The sequence below is a fragment of the Paenibacillus sp. IHBB 10380 genome (genome assembly GCF_000949425.1).
Classification (GTDB): domain Bacteria; phylum Bacillota; class Bacilli; order Paenibacillales; family Paenibacillaceae; genus Paenibacillus_AQ.
Genome location: NZ_CP010976.1, coordinates 879,262 through 894,389, shown reverse-complemented (window position 1 = coordinate 894,389; position 15,128 = coordinate 879,262). Strand labels below are relative to the sequence as shown.

The 15,128-nt window shown below is 41.3% G+C and carries 16 protein-coding genes and 1 other annotated feature; of the genes, 1 reads left to right on the top strand and 15 read right to left on the bottom strand.

What is annotated here, in order from left to right; all coding sequences use genetic code 11:
- Positions 1–113: 113 nt before the first annotated feature.
- The 3 genes from UB51_RS03830 to lspA all read right to left on the bottom strand — a co-directional run bounded on the left by UB51_RS03830 (position 114) and on the right by lspA (position 2,931).
- Positions 114–1,367, bottom strand: coding sequence for an LL-diaminopimelate aminotransferase (locus UB51_RS03830; RefSeq protein ID WP_044876158.1), 1,254 nt, complete (start codon positions 1,365–1,367; stop codon positions 114–116).
- A 116-nt stretch (positions 1,368–1,483) separates the two neighbouring features.
- Positions 1,484–2,413, bottom strand: coding sequence for an RluA family pseudouridine synthase (locus tag UB51_RS03825; RefSeq protein ID WP_234405623.1), 930 nt, complete (start codon positions 2,411–2,413; stop codon positions 1,484–1,486).
- 26 nt (positions 2,414–2,439) lie between these two features.
- Entirely contained in the window at positions 2,440–2,931 is a 492-nt protein-coding gene (gene lspA / locus UB51_RS03820; RefSeq protein ID WP_044876157.1) for a signal peptidase II, read from the bottom strand.
- Positions 2,932–3,155: 224 nt separating this feature from the next.
- On the opposite strand from lspA, the gene UB51_RS03815 reads away from it, so the two are divergent.
- On the top strand, positions 3,156–3,893 hold the full coding sequence (locus tag UB51_RS03815) for a TraR/DksA C4-type zinc finger protein (RefSeq protein WP_044876156.1): 738 nt from the start codon (positions 3,156–3,158) through the stop codon (positions 3,891–3,893).
- 25 nt (positions 3,894–3,918) lie between these two features.
- Here the strand turns inward: UB51_RS03815 and UB51_RS03810 are convergent, their stop codons facing one another.
- The 12 genes from UB51_RS03810 to spoIIGA form a co-directional block, all read right to left on the bottom strand.
- Positions 3,919–4,218 carry a DUF5665 domain-containing protein gene (locus UB51_RS03810; RefSeq protein WP_445322368.1) on the bottom strand — a complete coding sequence of 100 codons (300 nt, stop codon included), beginning with the start codon at positions 4,216–4,218 and terminating at the stop codon, positions 3,919–3,921.
- A gap of 196 nt (positions 4,219–4,414) precedes the next feature.
- Positions 4,415–7,504 carry an isoleucine--tRNA ligase gene (gene ileS, locus UB51_RS03805; RefSeq protein ID WP_044876154.1) on the bottom strand — a complete coding sequence of 1,030 codons (3,090 nt, stop codon included), beginning with the start codon at positions 7,502–7,504 and terminating at the stop codon, positions 4,415–4,417.
- Between the two features lie 113 nt (positions 7,505–7,617).
- Positions 7,618–7,890, bottom strand: a binding site (T-box leader).
- A gap of 71 nt (positions 7,891–7,961) precedes the next feature.
- Positions 7,962–8,462, bottom strand: coding sequence for a DivIVA domain-containing protein (locus tag UB51_RS03800; RefSeq protein WP_044876153.1), 501 nt, complete (start codon positions 8,460–8,462; stop codon positions 7,962–7,964).
- A gap of 142 nt (positions 8,463–8,604) precedes the next feature.
- On the bottom strand, positions 8,605–9,387 hold the full coding sequence (locus tag UB51_RS03795) for a YlmH family RNA-binding protein (RefSeq protein ID WP_044876152.1): 783 nt from the start codon (positions 9,385–9,387) through the stop codon (positions 8,605–8,607).
- An 8-nt stretch (positions 9,388–9,395) separates the two neighbouring features.
- Complete coding sequence (locus tag UB51_RS03790; protein WP_082063023.1) at positions 9,396–9,665, bottom strand: YggT family protein; 270 nt, start codon at positions 9,663–9,665, stop codon at positions 9,396–9,398.
- Between the two features lie 21 nt (positions 9,666–9,686).
- Positions 9,687–10,118 (bottom strand): cell division protein SepF, encoded by a 432-nt coding sequence (locus UB51_RS03785; RefSeq protein ID WP_044876151.1) that lies wholly within the window; start codon positions 10,116–10,118, stop codon positions 9,687–9,689.
- Between the two features lie 2 nt (positions 10,119–10,120).
- Positions 10,121–10,813: a YggS family pyridoxal phosphate-dependent enzyme gene (locus tag UB51_RS03780; RefSeq protein WP_044876150.1), complete on the bottom strand. Its 693-nt coding sequence runs from the start codon at positions 10,811–10,813 to the stop codon at positions 10,121–10,123.
- A gap of 14 nt (positions 10,814–10,827) precedes the next feature.
- Positions 10,828–11,667 (bottom strand): peptidoglycan editing factor PgeF, encoded by an 840-nt coding sequence (pgeF, locus tag UB51_RS03775; protein ID WP_044879872.1) that lies wholly within the window; start codon positions 11,665–11,667, stop codon positions 10,828–10,830.
- Positions 11,668–11,716: 49 nt separating this feature from the next.
- Positions 11,717–12,022, bottom strand: coding sequence for a YlmC/YmxH family sporulation protein (locus UB51_RS03770; protein ID WP_044879871.1), 306 nt, complete (start codon positions 12,020–12,022; stop codon positions 11,717–11,719).
- A gap of 176 nt (positions 12,023–12,198) precedes the next feature.
- A complete protein-coding gene (gene sigG, locus UB51_RS03765; protein ID WP_044876149.1) occupies positions 12,199–12,981 on the bottom strand; it encodes an RNA polymerase sporulation sigma factor SigG in 783 nt (260 codons plus the stop codon).
- Between the two features lie 81 nt (positions 12,982–13,062).
- Positions 13,063–13,785 (bottom strand): RNA polymerase sporulation sigma factor SigE, encoded by a 723-nt coding sequence (gene sigE / locus UB51_RS03760; protein WP_044876148.1) that lies wholly within the window; start codon positions 13,783–13,785, stop codon positions 13,063–13,065.
- 141 nt (positions 13,786–13,926) lie between these two features.
- On the bottom strand, positions 13,927–14,901 hold the full coding sequence (spoIIGA, locus tag UB51_RS03755; RefSeq protein ID WP_044876147.1) for a sigma-E processing peptidase SpoIIGA: 975 nt from the start codon (positions 14,899–14,901) through the stop codon (positions 13,927–13,929).
- Between the last annotated feature and the right edge of the window lie 227 nt (positions 14,902–15,128).

The following is a 15,128-nucleotide window of genomic DNA, read 5'->3' as shown; positions in this document are numbered from 1 at the left end:
AGGTGCTATTCATTTGAAAATAATTATGACAGAACACGAGAACCATGTCAACTGGTGTCGTTTGTCTATTTTATTGAACAAAAAAAGGATCTGCAGTATGCAGATCCTTTTCATTAGAATTCGAATTGTACATCACTTAGACGACGCTTAATTTCAGAGATAACCCGTTTCTCATCTTCTTCACCGTTGGCAATGAACGTAACTGAGAACCGAACGAAATGTCCTGCATCGTCCCAAGGCACTGTAGAGATTAGTTTCTCACGAATAAGAAATTGAGAGAAGTCCTCCCCGGATTCGAAACGCTGTCCACCTTTAATTCCCTTAGGTGCTTCTACGTATAAGAAAAAGGAACCTCTAGGTTTCTCAGCAGTAAAACCAAGCTCGTTGAGTACATCCACCAACAGATTATGGCGACGAGAATATTTAAGTGCAATTTGTTCTGTAATCTCAGGATGAGACAAACCATATACTGCAGCTTTCTGGATCGCTATGAACTGTCCAGAATCGTTATTATCCTTCACATCACTGAACGCTTTCACAACCAAAGGGTTCCCCGCTACAAACCCAATTCTCCAGCCCGTCATATTATAAGACTTAGATAGAGAATGAAGCTCAACTCCTACATCTTTGGCACCAGGTACGGAAAGGAAACTTAATGGCTTCATACCGTCATAAGTTAGTGCAGCGTAAGGGGCATCGTGCACGACAACTACGTCATACTTTTTCGCCCATTTAACCACACTAGTAAAAAATTCTACTGTCGCACTAGCGCCTGTTGGGTTGTTCGGATAATTTAAGTATAGTAACTTAGCCCGACGAGCAATGTCTTCTGGAATACTGTTCAGGTCAGGAAGAAATTGATTCTCCTTCTTCAACTCCACAGTGAACACTTCTCCACCTAAATATTTCGTGTGTGTTCCAATAACCGGATATCCAGGAACCGTCATAATTGTAATGTCTCCCAGATTAATGAAACAAGAAGGAAGCATCGCTAGTGCTGGCTTAGAACCAATAGAGTGAACGATTTCAGTATCCGGATCTATACCAGCTACACCGAATACTTCTTTCAAATACTGCGCTGCTGCTGCTTTGAATTCTGGGATACCATTATCGGAGTAGCCGCGATTCTCTGGTTTAGCTGCTTCTTCAGCAAGCTTGGCCACAATGCCCGTATCAGCCATCTCATCAGGTTCTCCAACTCCCATATCGATAAGTTCGATATCAGGAAAATCCTTCTTAGCGGCAGCTTTAGCACGCTTAATTTTTTCGAATTTATAAATGGATGTGTCTTTACCATAGTTGGAACCGCCGATGCGGTCTGCAAAGTTACCTTGGATATAAGTTGCTTGATATTGTTCAATACTCATATAATTATCCCATCTCCTATTGTAAGCAAAATTTTATTTCATATAAAATTCTACCCCTAAATATGAGGGAATCCATGGCGTTATGCCATGGACTAATTATCTAATGATTTGTACTTTTAACGGCTACGAAGCCCAGCAATAAGCTCTTCCAAATCCTCAGGTATGGGAGCAGAGAATTCCATGTACTCTGCACTTGAAGGATGAATGAACCCAAGCACACCTGCATGAAGTGCCTGACCGTTCAGTTTAATCCCTTTGTTACGTCCATATAATGGATCACCGACTAACGAATGTCCAATAAACTTCATATGAACACGAATCTGATGTGTCCGCCCTGTCTCTAGCTGGAGCTCAAGTAATGTGTAGTCGCCAAGACGCTCTTTTACTGTGAAATGAGTCACCGCACGCTTACTGTTCTTTTCCGTAACCGTGAACATTTTACGATCCTTAGGATCACGTCCAAGAGGTGCATCTACTGTTCCTTGATCATGACTAACGCTCCCATGAACCAGCGCTATATAACGCCGTGTAACCGTATGTGCCTTGAGCTGAGCCGCGAGAGAAGCATGGGCTTTATCATTCTTAGCTGCCATAATAAGTCCAGATGTATCTTTATCAATCCGATGAACAATGCCTGGGCGAATCTCACCATTGATGCCTGATAAATCAGTACAATGATACATAAGGGCATTAACTAACGTTCCGGACGAGTGACCTGGAGCCGGGTGGACTACCATCCCTTTGGGTTTATTGACCACAATGACATCTGAATCCTCATACACAACTTCAAGTGGAATGTTCTCTGGAATAATTTCCACCGTCACGGGTGCGGGAACATCAACCTCAACATGATCACCTACCGAAAGTTTATAGTTCGCTTTAACGCTGTTGCCATTCACTTTCACATGATCACCAGTAATCCACAACTGAACCTGAGAACGAGATATTTCCTCTTCCCACACTTCGGTTATGTATTTATCAATTCGTTCTTTAGCATAACTCTCATCAATCGTCCATTCCCTTAAATCTAAGTCTTGCTCAAGCATGTAGCCTTCGTTCTCCATGGTGTCATTCACGCTTCTTCATTTCCTTCCTCGTTCTGATTAACTGATGTTCTCTTCATATCCAACAATGAGTCTACAATAATAAGCGCTACACCAACCACAATACATGAATCGGCCACATTAAAAATAGGGAATGTGTAGCTACCGAAATTAAATTGCAAGAAATCAACGACTTCTCCATTCAACATACGATCAATGAAATTCCCAACTGCGCCACCAAGCACAAGACTTAAGGCAAGCGGAAGAAGCTTGTTGTTGGAGTGCCTTACTTTCTGTAAATACCAGAGAATCCCAATCACCACGATCGATGTAATCACTATAAAGAACCAACGCTGATCTTGAAGTATTCCGAAAGCTGCACCCCGATTACGATGAGAGGTAATCAGGAAAAAATCACCGATAACGGGTATTTGCTCACTTAACTCCAATCGGGTAGCAATCAAATATTTAGTTCCTTGATCCACCAACAAAGCAATGAACGCAATAATGTAATATATCACTTCAAATAGTCACTCCAATCTTATGATTTGCTTATCCCCTCACTTGATATCAGCAAAAGGGTTCGTCTAGTGTAAATAGGCTCATTTATTGTAGCACAGCCTGTCTGAAACCGTCCATAATGGACCATTGACGAGAACATTTTCCTTATGTAAAACGGACTCGAACAGCGCACTCTATATAAAGAGAAATAGCTGTCCCTATGGACAATGAAAGGAGCTTGTTTATGTCCCATCTTTCGTCATCCCAATTCAACAATCTTCGTTTGAAGTTAGAGCAAGAACGAGAAGATATCGCTCATCGAACGAAGGAGAATGAACATCATGGGCTAGAGGAATCTCTGCGTGATCAGACGGGTGAATTATCAACGATAGATAACCATCCTGCTGATGTGGCCACTGAACTCTACAACCGCGAAATGGATATATCTCTTCTAGAGCATGATGATTTACAACTAGAACGCATTGACACAGCACTCGCTCGCATGGATAAAGGTGTTTACGGAACATGTACCCGATGTAACTGCCCCATTTCTTATGATCGTCTGTCGGCTATTCCAGCAACCGAATACTGTATTGAACACACACCGCGACAAATCGTTTCTGATTATCGTCCAGTGGAAGAAGAATTTCTTATGCCTCCCTTTGGTCGAACGAGTCTCGATGAGCGAGATGATCAGAATGGCTTCGATGGAGAAGATGCATGGCAAATTGTTGAGAACTGGGGTACATCCGATAGCCCCGCACTCGCTGAAGGAAACAACATTAGTAGCTACAATGAAATGGAAATCGAAGCTGACGATGAATTGGAGGGCTGTGTTGAACCTTTTGAAAGTTTCTTAGCCGCAGATATTACAGGTAAGCCTATTGGTATTATGCGTAATAGGCAATACCTTAAATATGTGGAGAATGGGGAAGGTTTTAATATACTTGATCCTAATGCCCCCGTTCGTCACCAAGATTAATACGGATGTTCAAACCCATCTCATTTTAATAATCTAATTCCAGTTGACGCTGTACAATTCGCACAATATCAGCAATGTAATCACCTATAATGGGTAAATTCAGAGCTCCTAATACTTGAAGAAGATAAATAATCGTAGCTGCAAAAAAAGTGAACCCGATCGCGATCCCTACCCCTCGCGCAGTACCGGCTAACATATTCAGCCATATTAATCGCCAAGGTCGATTCAGAAGCCCTATATATTCTGTAATCCGCGATTTCTCTAGCTGCTGCGCAATGCTTGAAGTGAGTTTGAATATCTGCTCAGTGCGATCCTGTGTTTGCATCGTATCTTTATCATCATTTACCATTACACCAATCAGACTCCTTTGAATGAAAAGAAACGAGCCAGTGCTACCTTGAGGATCAACTCCCTAAGGTGCATTTGGCTCGTATTTTGTTTGAAGCATAAGATAAATGACATCTTATTGATCCTGCACTTATACTTCATGATCTTGTTATTATGTTCCAAAGGAGTACATCTTAGTCGGCGATATGAATACCCACAGATTTCCCAGCAATATCTGCTTGTTCCATTGCCTCTTTATTTCCAAACAGTAGATCGGTAACCAGTACATTGTCTCGGAGTACATGATTGAAATTCGTAATTGCAGTCTTCAATTCTTCGTCAGTATCCAAAGTTAGAACGATACGTTTCTCAATCGGTAGATCAAGCTTTTTACGATAATCTTGAACCGCACGTACAACCTCACGAACCCACCCCTCTTGCTCCAATTCCAGCGTGATATCCGTATTCAGCGCTACTGTAATGCCGTAGCCACTAGCAGAAGCAAAGCCCGATTTCGCTTGCTTCTCTACTAGTAATTCCTCAGAAGTGACTTGAATATCTTCCCCTTCTGGAGAAACCACATTCAGAGAACCACTCTCCACTGCTTTACGTGTATCTTCCGCAGACATGGTCTTGAAGAAGTTTTGCAGGAATCCAACATTCTTACCATATTTTTTACCTGCAACTTTCAAATTGAGCTTGAACGTGAAATCAACGAATCCACTATCATCCGTTTCAGTATGGATGTTCTTCACATTAATTTCTTCTTTAATGATCTCTTCATAGCCAGGCAGATCAAAATCACGATCGATCGATACAATGAGCTCAGACAATGGCTGACGCGTCTTGAGTCCTGTCTCATTACGGACGTTGCGTGCAAGCTCAACAATGCGGCGTGCAGTCTCCATATCCCGTTCTAATGCTTCATCGATGAAAGATTCATTTACCTGTGGATAATCGTCCAGATGCACACTTTCTTCTTTACCACCAAGATTAAGATATATTTCTTCTGCCAGCATAGGTGTGAATGGTGCAATCAGCTTCGCTGTTGTTAATAATACTTCCGTTAAAGTACGGTATGCGTCAAGCTTATCTTCGGTAAGTCCGCTACCCCAGAACCGATCACGTGAACGACGGATATACCAGTTACTCAGCTCATCGATGAATGATTCGATCGCTTTGGAAGCATTTAAGAAATCATTCACAGCTAATCCTTTATCCACGGTCTTGATCAAGCTGTTAAGACGAGATACCACCCAGCGGTCAAGCTTATGATTCGAAGGCTGGAAAGGATGTTCCGATGGATTATAACCGTCAATTCCTGCATATAGAGTCAAGAATGCATGAGTATTAACGAGCGTATCCACCATCTTGGATTTCGCTTCCCCTACGATTCCTTTGGAGAAACGTTTACTATTCCAAGGTGCACTATCAGACAGCAACGCCCAGCGGAAAGCATCAGTACCATATTCTTCAATGATCTCCCATGGATCAATGACATTACCTTTAGACTTAGACATCTTCTGTCCTTGTTCATCAAGGACGTGCCCTGTGGCCATAACCGCCTTGTACGGCGCTTTTCCAGTTAACAATGTAGATACAGCTAATAGACTGTAGAACCAACCGCGAGTCTGATCAATTCCTTCACAGATCATGTCAGCCGGATATTGCTGCTCGAACGTCTCCTGATTCTCAAAAGGATAATGTTGCTGAGCAAATGGCATTGAGCCACTGTCAAACCATACATCAATGACTTCTGATGTCCGTTTCATCTCGCCACCACATGTACAACGGAACTTGATTTCATCTACATACGGTTTATGCAGGTCTAGATCATCACTAACCTCACCGATTGCTCTTTCCTTCAACTCAGCACGACTGTGCGGAGCAAATTCTGTAGCACATGTATCACAGGTCCAGACATTTAGCGGGGTACCCCAATAACGATCACGGCTAATATTCCAATCTACTAAATCTTCTAGGAATTTACCAAAACGTCCTTCGCGTATATGACCAGGATACCAATTTACTTCGTTATTGTTAGCGATAAGCTGATCCTTGATAGCTGTCGTCTTAATGAACCAACTATCCATTGCATAATAGAGTAGTGGAGTATCACAACGCCAGCAGAATGGATAACTGTGCTCATATTTCTCTTTGCTATATAACAATCCGCGATCCGAGAGCATTTTAACGATATCTACATCGCAGTCTTTCACAAAACGTCCAGCTAATGCCTTCACTTCATCCACATAACAGCCTTGCAGATTCACAACGTTTACAAACCCAATATCATTTTCCTTACATACTCTATAGTCATCTTCACCATGTGCGGGAGCTAAATGTACGATACCCGTACCACTAGCATCTGTAACAAACTTCGCACCCACGATTACGTTAGATTTCTCTACTTGAACGTATGTGAACGGAGGATCATATGTCTTACCAACCAATTCAGACCCTTTGAGTGTACCCACAACTTCATAATCGCCATTCATTACATCATCCACTAATTTCTTAGCAACGATATATACGCCATCCTCTTGTTTTACCCGTGCATATTCCATATCTGGATTCACAGCAAGTGCTACGTGTCCAGGTAATGTCCAAGGCGTCGTCGTCCAAGCTAGAACATATTCGCCACTATCATGAAGCTTAAATTTAGCTGTAGCACTCAGATCTTTAACATCCTTATATCCTTGCGCCACTTCATGGGAACTGAGCGTCGTCTGACAATCTGGACAATATGGGCTAACGCGGTGACCACGATACAATAAATCTTTCTCATGAACCGTAGCTAGAATGTTCCACACGCTCTCAATATAGTTATTATCCAATGTGATATATGGATGATCAAGATCCGTCCAGTATCCAATAGCTTCTGTTAAATCACGCCACTGCTCCTCATACACAAACACACTTTCTTTACACTTCTGAATAAAAGCCTCTACACCGTATTCCTCAATCTCATGCTTGTGCGTAATTCCAAGCTGTTTCTGTACACCCAGTTCTACCGGAAGACCATGCGTATCCCATCCAGCCTTACGTACGACGCGGAACCCCTTCATCGTCTGATATCGACCAACAAAATCCTTGATCACCCGACCCAGGACGTGACCGATATGGGGCTTACCATTCGCTGTTGGTGGTCCCTCATAAAATACAAAATTCGGCTTACCTTCACGATGAACAATGGATTTGCGAAACGTTCCTTCTTCGTTCCACTTATTAAGGATACGCAGATCACGTGTCCGTGCCTTTTCTTTAACATCTACTCTCTTCATTCATTTCAACTTCCTTCCATATATTATTGAGGACAATTGCCCTAATTCAGAGGGTTTCCCCCTCCTAGATCTCCCTTATCACGGGGGATTGGAACACAAAAAAGCCCCATCCCCAAAGGGACGAGACTTCCGCTCGCGTGACCACCCTAATTTCGCTCACTTAAAAATACCTATCTTGAGCGACACCTCATACCTACGCTGATACTTCCAACATAGAGCCGATATAACGTTCGGCAGAACCGGTTCAGCTTACACGCGTCAGAAGACACTTCAGCTTCACTTCTCCGGGAGGATCTTCCGCTTAGGTTCTGAACATCGGCTTACAGCACAGCGCCAACTCTCTGGAGATCAGATCACTATCGTACTTATCCCATCATCAAATACATATAAACGAAATAAATCAGTTATGACTATATTTATAGCTTTCTTTACTCAAAAAGTCAACCCGAACAGAAGCCTAATACACTTCCTTAACTTCCTTTACTTCATTCACTTCCTGATTCTCCAGTGATTCCCAACCATCTAAGCTTAGAAGTTCTAACTGCGCTTCGACTAACGAACGGAAGCGTGTCCGATAAATAGATGCTTGCTTCTTCAGCTCTTCTATTTCGATAGAAATTCTACGTGATTTAGATAAAGCCTCATTAATAATTCGATCCGCGTTCTTCTCGGACTCCTTAATAATGAGCTGAGCTTCTTTCTTAGAATTACTCTTCACATCATCCGCAGCTTCTTGAGCTACGATAATCGTCTTAGAAAGCGTATCTTCAATATTCGTGAAGTGATCCAATCTCTCCTGAATCATAATCATTTGGTTATGAAGTTCCTTGTTCTCACGAATAACACTCTCATAGTCTTTGATAACTTGATCCAAAAATTCGTTAACTTCATCTTCATCATAACCACGAATTCGGCGTCCAAATTCTTTGTTATGTATGTCCAATGGTGTTAATGGCATTAGGTGTGCACCTCCTAGAAATCTCAGTAATCATGTAATTAAATTTAACTTACCTTGAATGTATCGGTCATAACAACTAGTTTGTTAAGTACCACTTAGCATAATTTAATTCGACAAGAAAAGCTGACTTCCTGCAAAGAGGTTATACAAATTTGCCAATTTGTACACGATATCGTCCTTTTTTAGTCACCCCACTGACTACCATCACCTTGAAACGCCCCAAGCCTTGAATGGAGATGATATCCCCTTCTTTTAAAGAAGTGGAGGGATCTTCTATAACCTTCCAATTCACCCGACAACGTCCAGCTTTGATCGGTACCAGTATTTTACTTCGACTCAATCGGTACGCATCGCTGCTAATTCCGTCTAGACGCAAAGAAGCGACCGTAATGTCCACAGTTTCGAGTGAGACTTGGCTTGTCCGCAGTAATTCAAGCGGCAAAATCTCACTCTGCACATGGATACGATGCACTTGAATTAAATTCATTTGGAGATAAGAAGCAATATCTTGACTCACAACTGTATGGCAGCCATCGTCAAGCACATGAATGTCACCGATCTTACTACGCTTAATACCTAGGCTTAGAATTGAACCCATATAATCCCCATGATCAAGTTCAAGAAACTTCTGATCTCCAGAGTGTACGCTTAGTACTGACAACCCCATATCTTCATTATCAAGTTCCCTATAATCAGGGGCAACAATCGCACGACATCTTTCGGCCCCGTCGCATCCACCATTCAATGCCATATGTACATCTGGATGCCGATTAACGAGTGTCTGAAGTATAAAAGCCTGTCTCGGATCCAAAAAATCAGTTAACTTTAATTCATGATATTCTCCAGCATTAACGACCCATTCCCATGCTTTGTCCACGAAATCGCGTTCATCCGGATGAAAATGTTCTTGGATATCTAGTCTCATATCATTACTTACCAGAAGATGTAACGAAGAATCCCCTTCAATCCCACTAGCGCAAATTGCAATACGAATAATGCAATCACTGGTGAAATATCAAGCAACCCCATAATCGGTGGAATAAATTTACGGAACGGAGCCAAGTAAGGTTCAACTAGCTTAGCCAGCAGTTCCCCTATGAAATTTTCACGTAAATTAGGAAGCCAAGACATCAAAATGTAAATAACGATCATGTAAAAATAAATGTTGTATAAAGCATCAATAATCCGCTCAACCTGATTCAAATTCGGTTCACCTCATTTTTGTTATTGTCGGAGATCTTCAGCTAAAATTTCTGAGATGTTCCCTTGAATCTCAACTGTATCTGGGGTGCATAGAAATATATTCCCCCCAATTTTGGATATACTCCCACTCAGAGCATAGACTGTACCGCTCAAGAAATCAATAATTCTCAGCGCTTGGTCATTGCGTACACGTTGTAAATTAACAACTACAGTGCGATGAGAGCGTAAGTGGTCGGCAATTTCTTGAGCTTCGTCATAAGAACGTGGCTCTTGTAGTATTACTTTAACATTTTTCTGTGAGTGAATGCTAACTACGTTATTTCTTTGATTCTTACGCGGCTCTAAATTGGAAGCTTCGGGCTCTTCTTCGTCAAAAGGAAGTGGCTCACGTTCAACGATTTCTTCTTCCTCTTGCAACCCCATAAAATTCATGAATCGATTCATAACACCCATCCTTACCCCTCCTCTTTTCCTACTAGAATCGTACCTAGGCGTACCCAAGTTGCCCCTTCTTCAATGGCCACTTCGAAATCATTCGACATCCCCATTGATAAACCCACAATCGGCTCACGTGTTAACGCCTGGCGGTTAAGGTCATCTCTAAGTTCTCTTAATCCACGGAATACAGGACGTGTTTCTTCAGCGTTCCCCTCAAACGGGGCCATAGTCATTAATCCAACAACCTTAATATGTGTGAAATCTTGAATCTCTCTTAGGAAATCCGCTACCTTATCAGGCTGTAATCCATACTTTGTATCTTCTCCTGAAATGTTCACTTGTACGAAGGTCTGTACTTCCATATCTAACGCTTGCGCCTTCTTTTCTAATTCCTGTGCCAGAGAAAATCGATCAAGTGAATGAATATATTGAAATTTATCTATGACATCTTTGACCTTATTTGTCTGAAGATGTCCAATGAAATGCCAAATGCCTAAATGGCCTAACTCGTTCCACTTAGCCTGTGCGTCTTGCCAGCGGTTCTCCCCAACATGCATTAGCTCTTGATGGTTCAATACCTCAGCTGTCATATCCATGGACACATACTTAGTCACAGCAATAACATGAACTTCTTCTCGTGACCTACCACTTCTAAGACAAGCCTGATTTATGCGAAATTCTACATCCTCTATCCGTTCTTGTAATGTCATTTGAAAATCCACCTTTACTTTAAGCCAATCCAGCTTGCCATACGTCCTGTAACTCCGCCATCCTTACGAAAGGAGAAGAACAAATCGGTATTGCAGCTTGTACACCATGTTGTACATTCGATATGAATCGGCAATATTCCTGCTTTTATCATAAGGTGTCGGTTCATTTCTTTCAAGTTAAGCATCGTTTTTCCATTTTTTTTGTTTGAATACCACGATGATGAATACTTTTCATTATCCATAACAACTTTTTCTAAATCGTAAACCTTTGACATCACTTGATCATCAACCTCATAGCAACATGAACCAATTGATGGACCTATAGCGGCTACAATATCATAACCATGACTACCGTACTGCTGCTCCATCTTTTGTACCATATGCAATGCGATCTGTGCTACAGTTCCCTTCCAACCAGCATGCGCAAGACCTACAACCTGCTTCACAGGATCATAGAAATACAATGGCACACAGTCAGCATAGAATGAGGTTAAAAGCACACCAGGAACATTAGTCAACAAGCCATCCGTGTCCTGAATCGCAGAAGTACGATCACGGCAACCCCGTCCAACGTCTTCTTCCCTCACGATTGCGATGTTACGACTATGCACTTGTTCGCCACATGTCCATGACTCCAGAGAGTATCCAAGCGTCTCTGCAACTTTACTACGATTATCTATAACATCAGTCGGGTCATCTCCCACATGGAAAGCACAGTTTAAGCTATCATATGGAATTGAGCCCCTACCCCCATGCCTACCTGTAAAACCAGCCGTCAACCCATTATAGTGCTTCCAAGGTTCTAACATAAATAGTGCTTCTTCAGTATCTGTTCTCTTTACAAACGGTTCCATTCTCCTCACCTCTATTTCAGTGTACCATATTAAGGAGTCTGAATTCCCCTTAATACGATCTCCTATCTCCCCTTTCAAGCCTCTCATTCTCCTCTGGCGCTGCCTTTACTTCCTCCATCTTCACAAGAACAACATCCGATCCAATCTTCACAATATTATGCCACGGAATAATTAGATCACTTCCCCCACCAAAAATCCCCATAAACCTACTATTCGTAGGTACCACTATTGCCTCAATTCGTCCCTGGCGTAGATCAAGCTCTAAATCACTTATCTGCCCTAATCGTTTTCCATCCACAATATTTATTACATCTTTAGTTTGAAAATCGGAGATTTTCATCTTTATCCCCACCATTTGTTTTTCTGGAATCACATAATCACACCTCAAAGAAAAAATAGTATATCGTTAATATATGTAACTAATGCGTAAAATGTCTTGTTTTCATAAGATAAATAAAAAAACGATCCGCGGATGGGATCGTTTTGGATATTTGTTGTGACTCTAATATCTCACTAATATTTATTTTCGCTTTAGGTCTTCACATATTTATGCATTTGTTGGATAGCAGATTTCTCCAGTCTTGATACTTGAGCCTGCGAGATCCCTATTTCTTCAGCGACTTCCATCTGTGTTTTCCCTTCAAAAAAACGCTTAGATAATATCATTTTCTCGCGTTGACCTAACCGATGCATTGCCTCACGCAAAGCAATCTCCTCAATCCAGGATACATCCTTATTTCGATCATCGCTAATCTGGTCCATAACGTAAATAGGATCACCCCCATCATGATAAATGGGTTCAAATAACGATACAGGGTCCTGAATAGCATCTAGAGCGAATACAACATCTTCCTTCGGCACATTGAGCGCTGCAGAAATTTCAAAAATTGTAGGTTCCCTTGAATTCTGATTGGTCAAGGAATCACGAACTTGTAGTGCCTTGTAAGCAATATCACGTAAAGAACGTGATACCCGAATAGGGTTATTATCTCGCAAGTATCGACGGATTTCTCCAATGATCATAGGTACAGCATACGTTGAGAATTTTACGTTTTGTCCTAAATCGAAATTATCAATAGCCTTCATTAGGCCAATGCAGCCCACTTGGAACAAATCATCGACAAACTCTCCCCGATTATTGAATCTTTGTATCACACTGAGTACTAACCTCAAATTACCATTAACCAACTTTTCTCTAGCTGATCGTTCATTATTTTGCTGAAGGTTGTGGAACAACTCCCGCATTTCTACATTCGTTAGTACCGGTAACTTCGCGGTATCCACGCCACATATTTCGACTTTGTTTCGAGTCATGATGATTTACCTCCCAAGGAGAAACATTAATGTACATTATCTCCCGGAAGGCTCATTTTATTCCTCATAATTATGAATCCGCTACACCATTTTATTAAATTCTTTACGTAACCTTTTAATAATCCGCTTCTCCAAGCGCGATATATAGGACTGTGATATCCCCAACATATCGGCTACATCTTTTTGTGTTTTCTCTTCCCCATCCTGTAATCCGAATCGAAGCTCCATAATCGTCCGTTCTCGTTCACTCAATTTATCGAGTGCCTTATGCAGTAATTTACGGTCTACTTGTTCTTCTATATTGCGATAGATTGTATCATTCTCTGTACCAAGTACATCTGAGAGTAATAGCTCGTTTCCATCCCAATCAATGTTCAAAGGTTCATCAAAAGAAACCTCACTGCGAATTTTATTATTACGACGTAAATACATTAATATCTCATTCTCAATACAACGTGACGCATAAGTTGCTAATTTAATTTTCTTCTCTGGGTCAAACGTATTCACAGCTTTAATTAGACCTATAGCACCGATAGATACTAGATCCTCAATGTTAATACCTGTATTCTCGAATTTACGAGCAATGTACACAACTAATCGTAGATTCCGTTCAATCAGCATGGCGCGAATAGCCGCATCGCCAGTAGAAAGTCTTTGCAGTAAATATTCCTCCTCCTCACGCGTTAACGGTGGTGGGAGTGCTTCGCTTCCTCCTATGTAATAGACTTCATCACTTTTCATTCCTAAATAAAAAAGAACTCGGTAATACTGAACTTGTAATACTAATCTCCATTTAACCATCATATATACTCCTCCTAGAGTTTTCCTTAGGAAAACTAACTTCGTAAGCATGGGCTTAGTTTTCCTTAGGAAAACTAACTTCGTAAGCATGAGCTTAGTTTTCCATAGGAAAACTAACTTCGTAGCATTTTTACTATTACAATATTAAATAGGCGGAACGGGTGCTGACTTCGTGTGATGCACCTCTAGCGATGCACTGTCCTCCTGTACTAAGTCAGGATGAATGATAGCCCTATAAGCTCTCTCCGTCGAAAGTATCCCACTATCGAGGCCTACAAGAACCCTAGTAGTAATCGTGACCTTACCCTCCATTACAACCTCAACAGAGTCGGGTTTAAGCGCAAGCATAAAAGCAGTGCCACGGTTGACACCACGGTATGGAACAAGTCTAAGCCGATCCTGCCAAGCGAATTTTTCATCCTCTCCAAGCTCAACTACTAGTTTGTCCGCTTCTCCTTCAGCCAATTTCCCCTTCCAAGAAGCAGGTAGATGATCTTCCCAAAGTGCCACTTCCATGATCATTACAGGCATCCGTGTTAATGGATCACTTAATTGATTACCTGTATCCAACAGTCCTGTGCAGCTCACACTTTGACCCCCAATATGAACTGTCACTTCTCCTAAATAAGTATGCCTATTCACTAATTTATTCCTTGACGACTGTACGATTTTGAACCATATCATAACGATAAAAAAAACAATAAATATGAACCAAAACCCAATTTTCAATTCAAAAGAAAGACCTCCTGATGTCGTAAACCAAATCCCACTCCATAACTCACTAGAACTTTGCAACAAATAATGTATCCCAATAATTCCACCAGCTGCTGCAAAATTGATAATATAGAAAGATCCTATATTACGTATATAGTTTTGAAGACTTCTAAAACCAAAAGCCACCAACAGCATAATCAATGAAAGCCCAAACTTTATTAGAAAGGTAAACATAAAAGAAAGCTGTGGTACAAACATCATCATGACATATAACGCCCCTACCACTGCCGATAGAAGTATACGCCACCACTGCATTGTGATCTTACGCATCCAGCCAGTAAGCCATAGAAGAGAACCATCGATAAGTAGGTTAGTCATAAAAATAAGATCGATATAAACAATCATTGTCTTCACCTATCAACGCTTGGAATCTTCAAAGAAGCCTCAGAATCGCTGAATCCAACTCGTTTTCTTTTATATTTTTGGGAGATGTGTTTAGTATAAGAAGATTATGTTTCAAAGTCTGTCAAAACCTAGGAGGGATCACGGAACTTTTTTTGTCGATTGATGTTACTTGAACCAAGATATCTCATGATAAACAAGGAGGACAAACTTTGATCGATACCATAAAC

Bases quoted from the DNA above. Each gene is read 5' to 3' on its own strand.
- UB51_RS03830 (WP_044876158.1), bottom strand. From the start codon at position 1,367: ATGAGTATTGAACAATATCAAGCAACTTATATCCAAGGTAACTTTGCA.
- UB51_RS03825 (WP_234405623.1), bottom strand. From the start codon at position 2,413: ATGCTTGAGCAAGACTTAGATTTAAGGGAATGGACGATTGATGAGAGT.
- UB51_RS03815 (WP_044876156.1), top strand. From the start codon at position 3,156: ATGTCCCATCTTTCGTCATCCCAATTCAACAATCTTCGTTTGAAGTTA.
- UB51_RS03810 (WP_445322368.1), bottom strand. From the start codon at position 4,218: ATGCAAACACAGGATCGCACTGAGCAGATATTCAAACTCACTTCAAGC.
- ileS (WP_044876154.1), bottom strand. From the start codon at position 7,504: ATGAAGAGAGTAGATGTTAAAGAAAAGGCACGGACACGTGATCTGCGT.
- UB51_RS03800 (WP_044876153.1), bottom strand. From the start codon at position 8,462: ATGCCATTAACACCATTGGACATACATAACAAAGAATTTGGACGCCGA.
- UB51_RS03795 (WP_044876152.1), bottom strand. From the start codon at position 9,387: ATGAGACTAGATATCCAAGAACATTTTCATCCGGATGAACGCGATTTC.
- UB51_RS03785 (WP_044876151.1), bottom strand. From the start codon at position 10,118: ATGGGTGTTATGAATCGATTCATGAATTTTATGGGGTTGCAAGAGGAA.
- UB51_RS03780 (WP_044876150.1), bottom strand. From the start codon at position 10,813: ATGACATTACAAGAACGGATAGAGGATGTAGAATTTCGCATAAATCAG.
- pgeF (WP_044879872.1), bottom strand. From the start codon at position 11,667: ATGGAACCGTTTGTAAAGAGAACAGATACTGAAGAAGCACTATTTATG.
- UB51_RS03770 (WP_044879871.1), bottom strand. From the start codon at position 12,022: ATGGTGGGGATAAAGATGAAAATCTCCGATTTTCAAACTAAAGATGTA.
- sigG (WP_044876149.1), bottom strand. From the start codon at position 12,981: ATGACTCGAAACAAAGTCGAAATATGTGGCGTGGATACCGCGAAGTTA.
- sigE (WP_044876148.1), bottom strand. From the start codon at position 13,785: ATGATGGTTAAATGGAGATTAGTATTACAAGTTCAGTATTACCGAGTT.
- spoIIGA (WP_044876147.1), bottom strand. From the start codon at position 14,901: ATGATTGTTTATATCGATCTTATTTTTATGACTAACCTACTTATCGAT.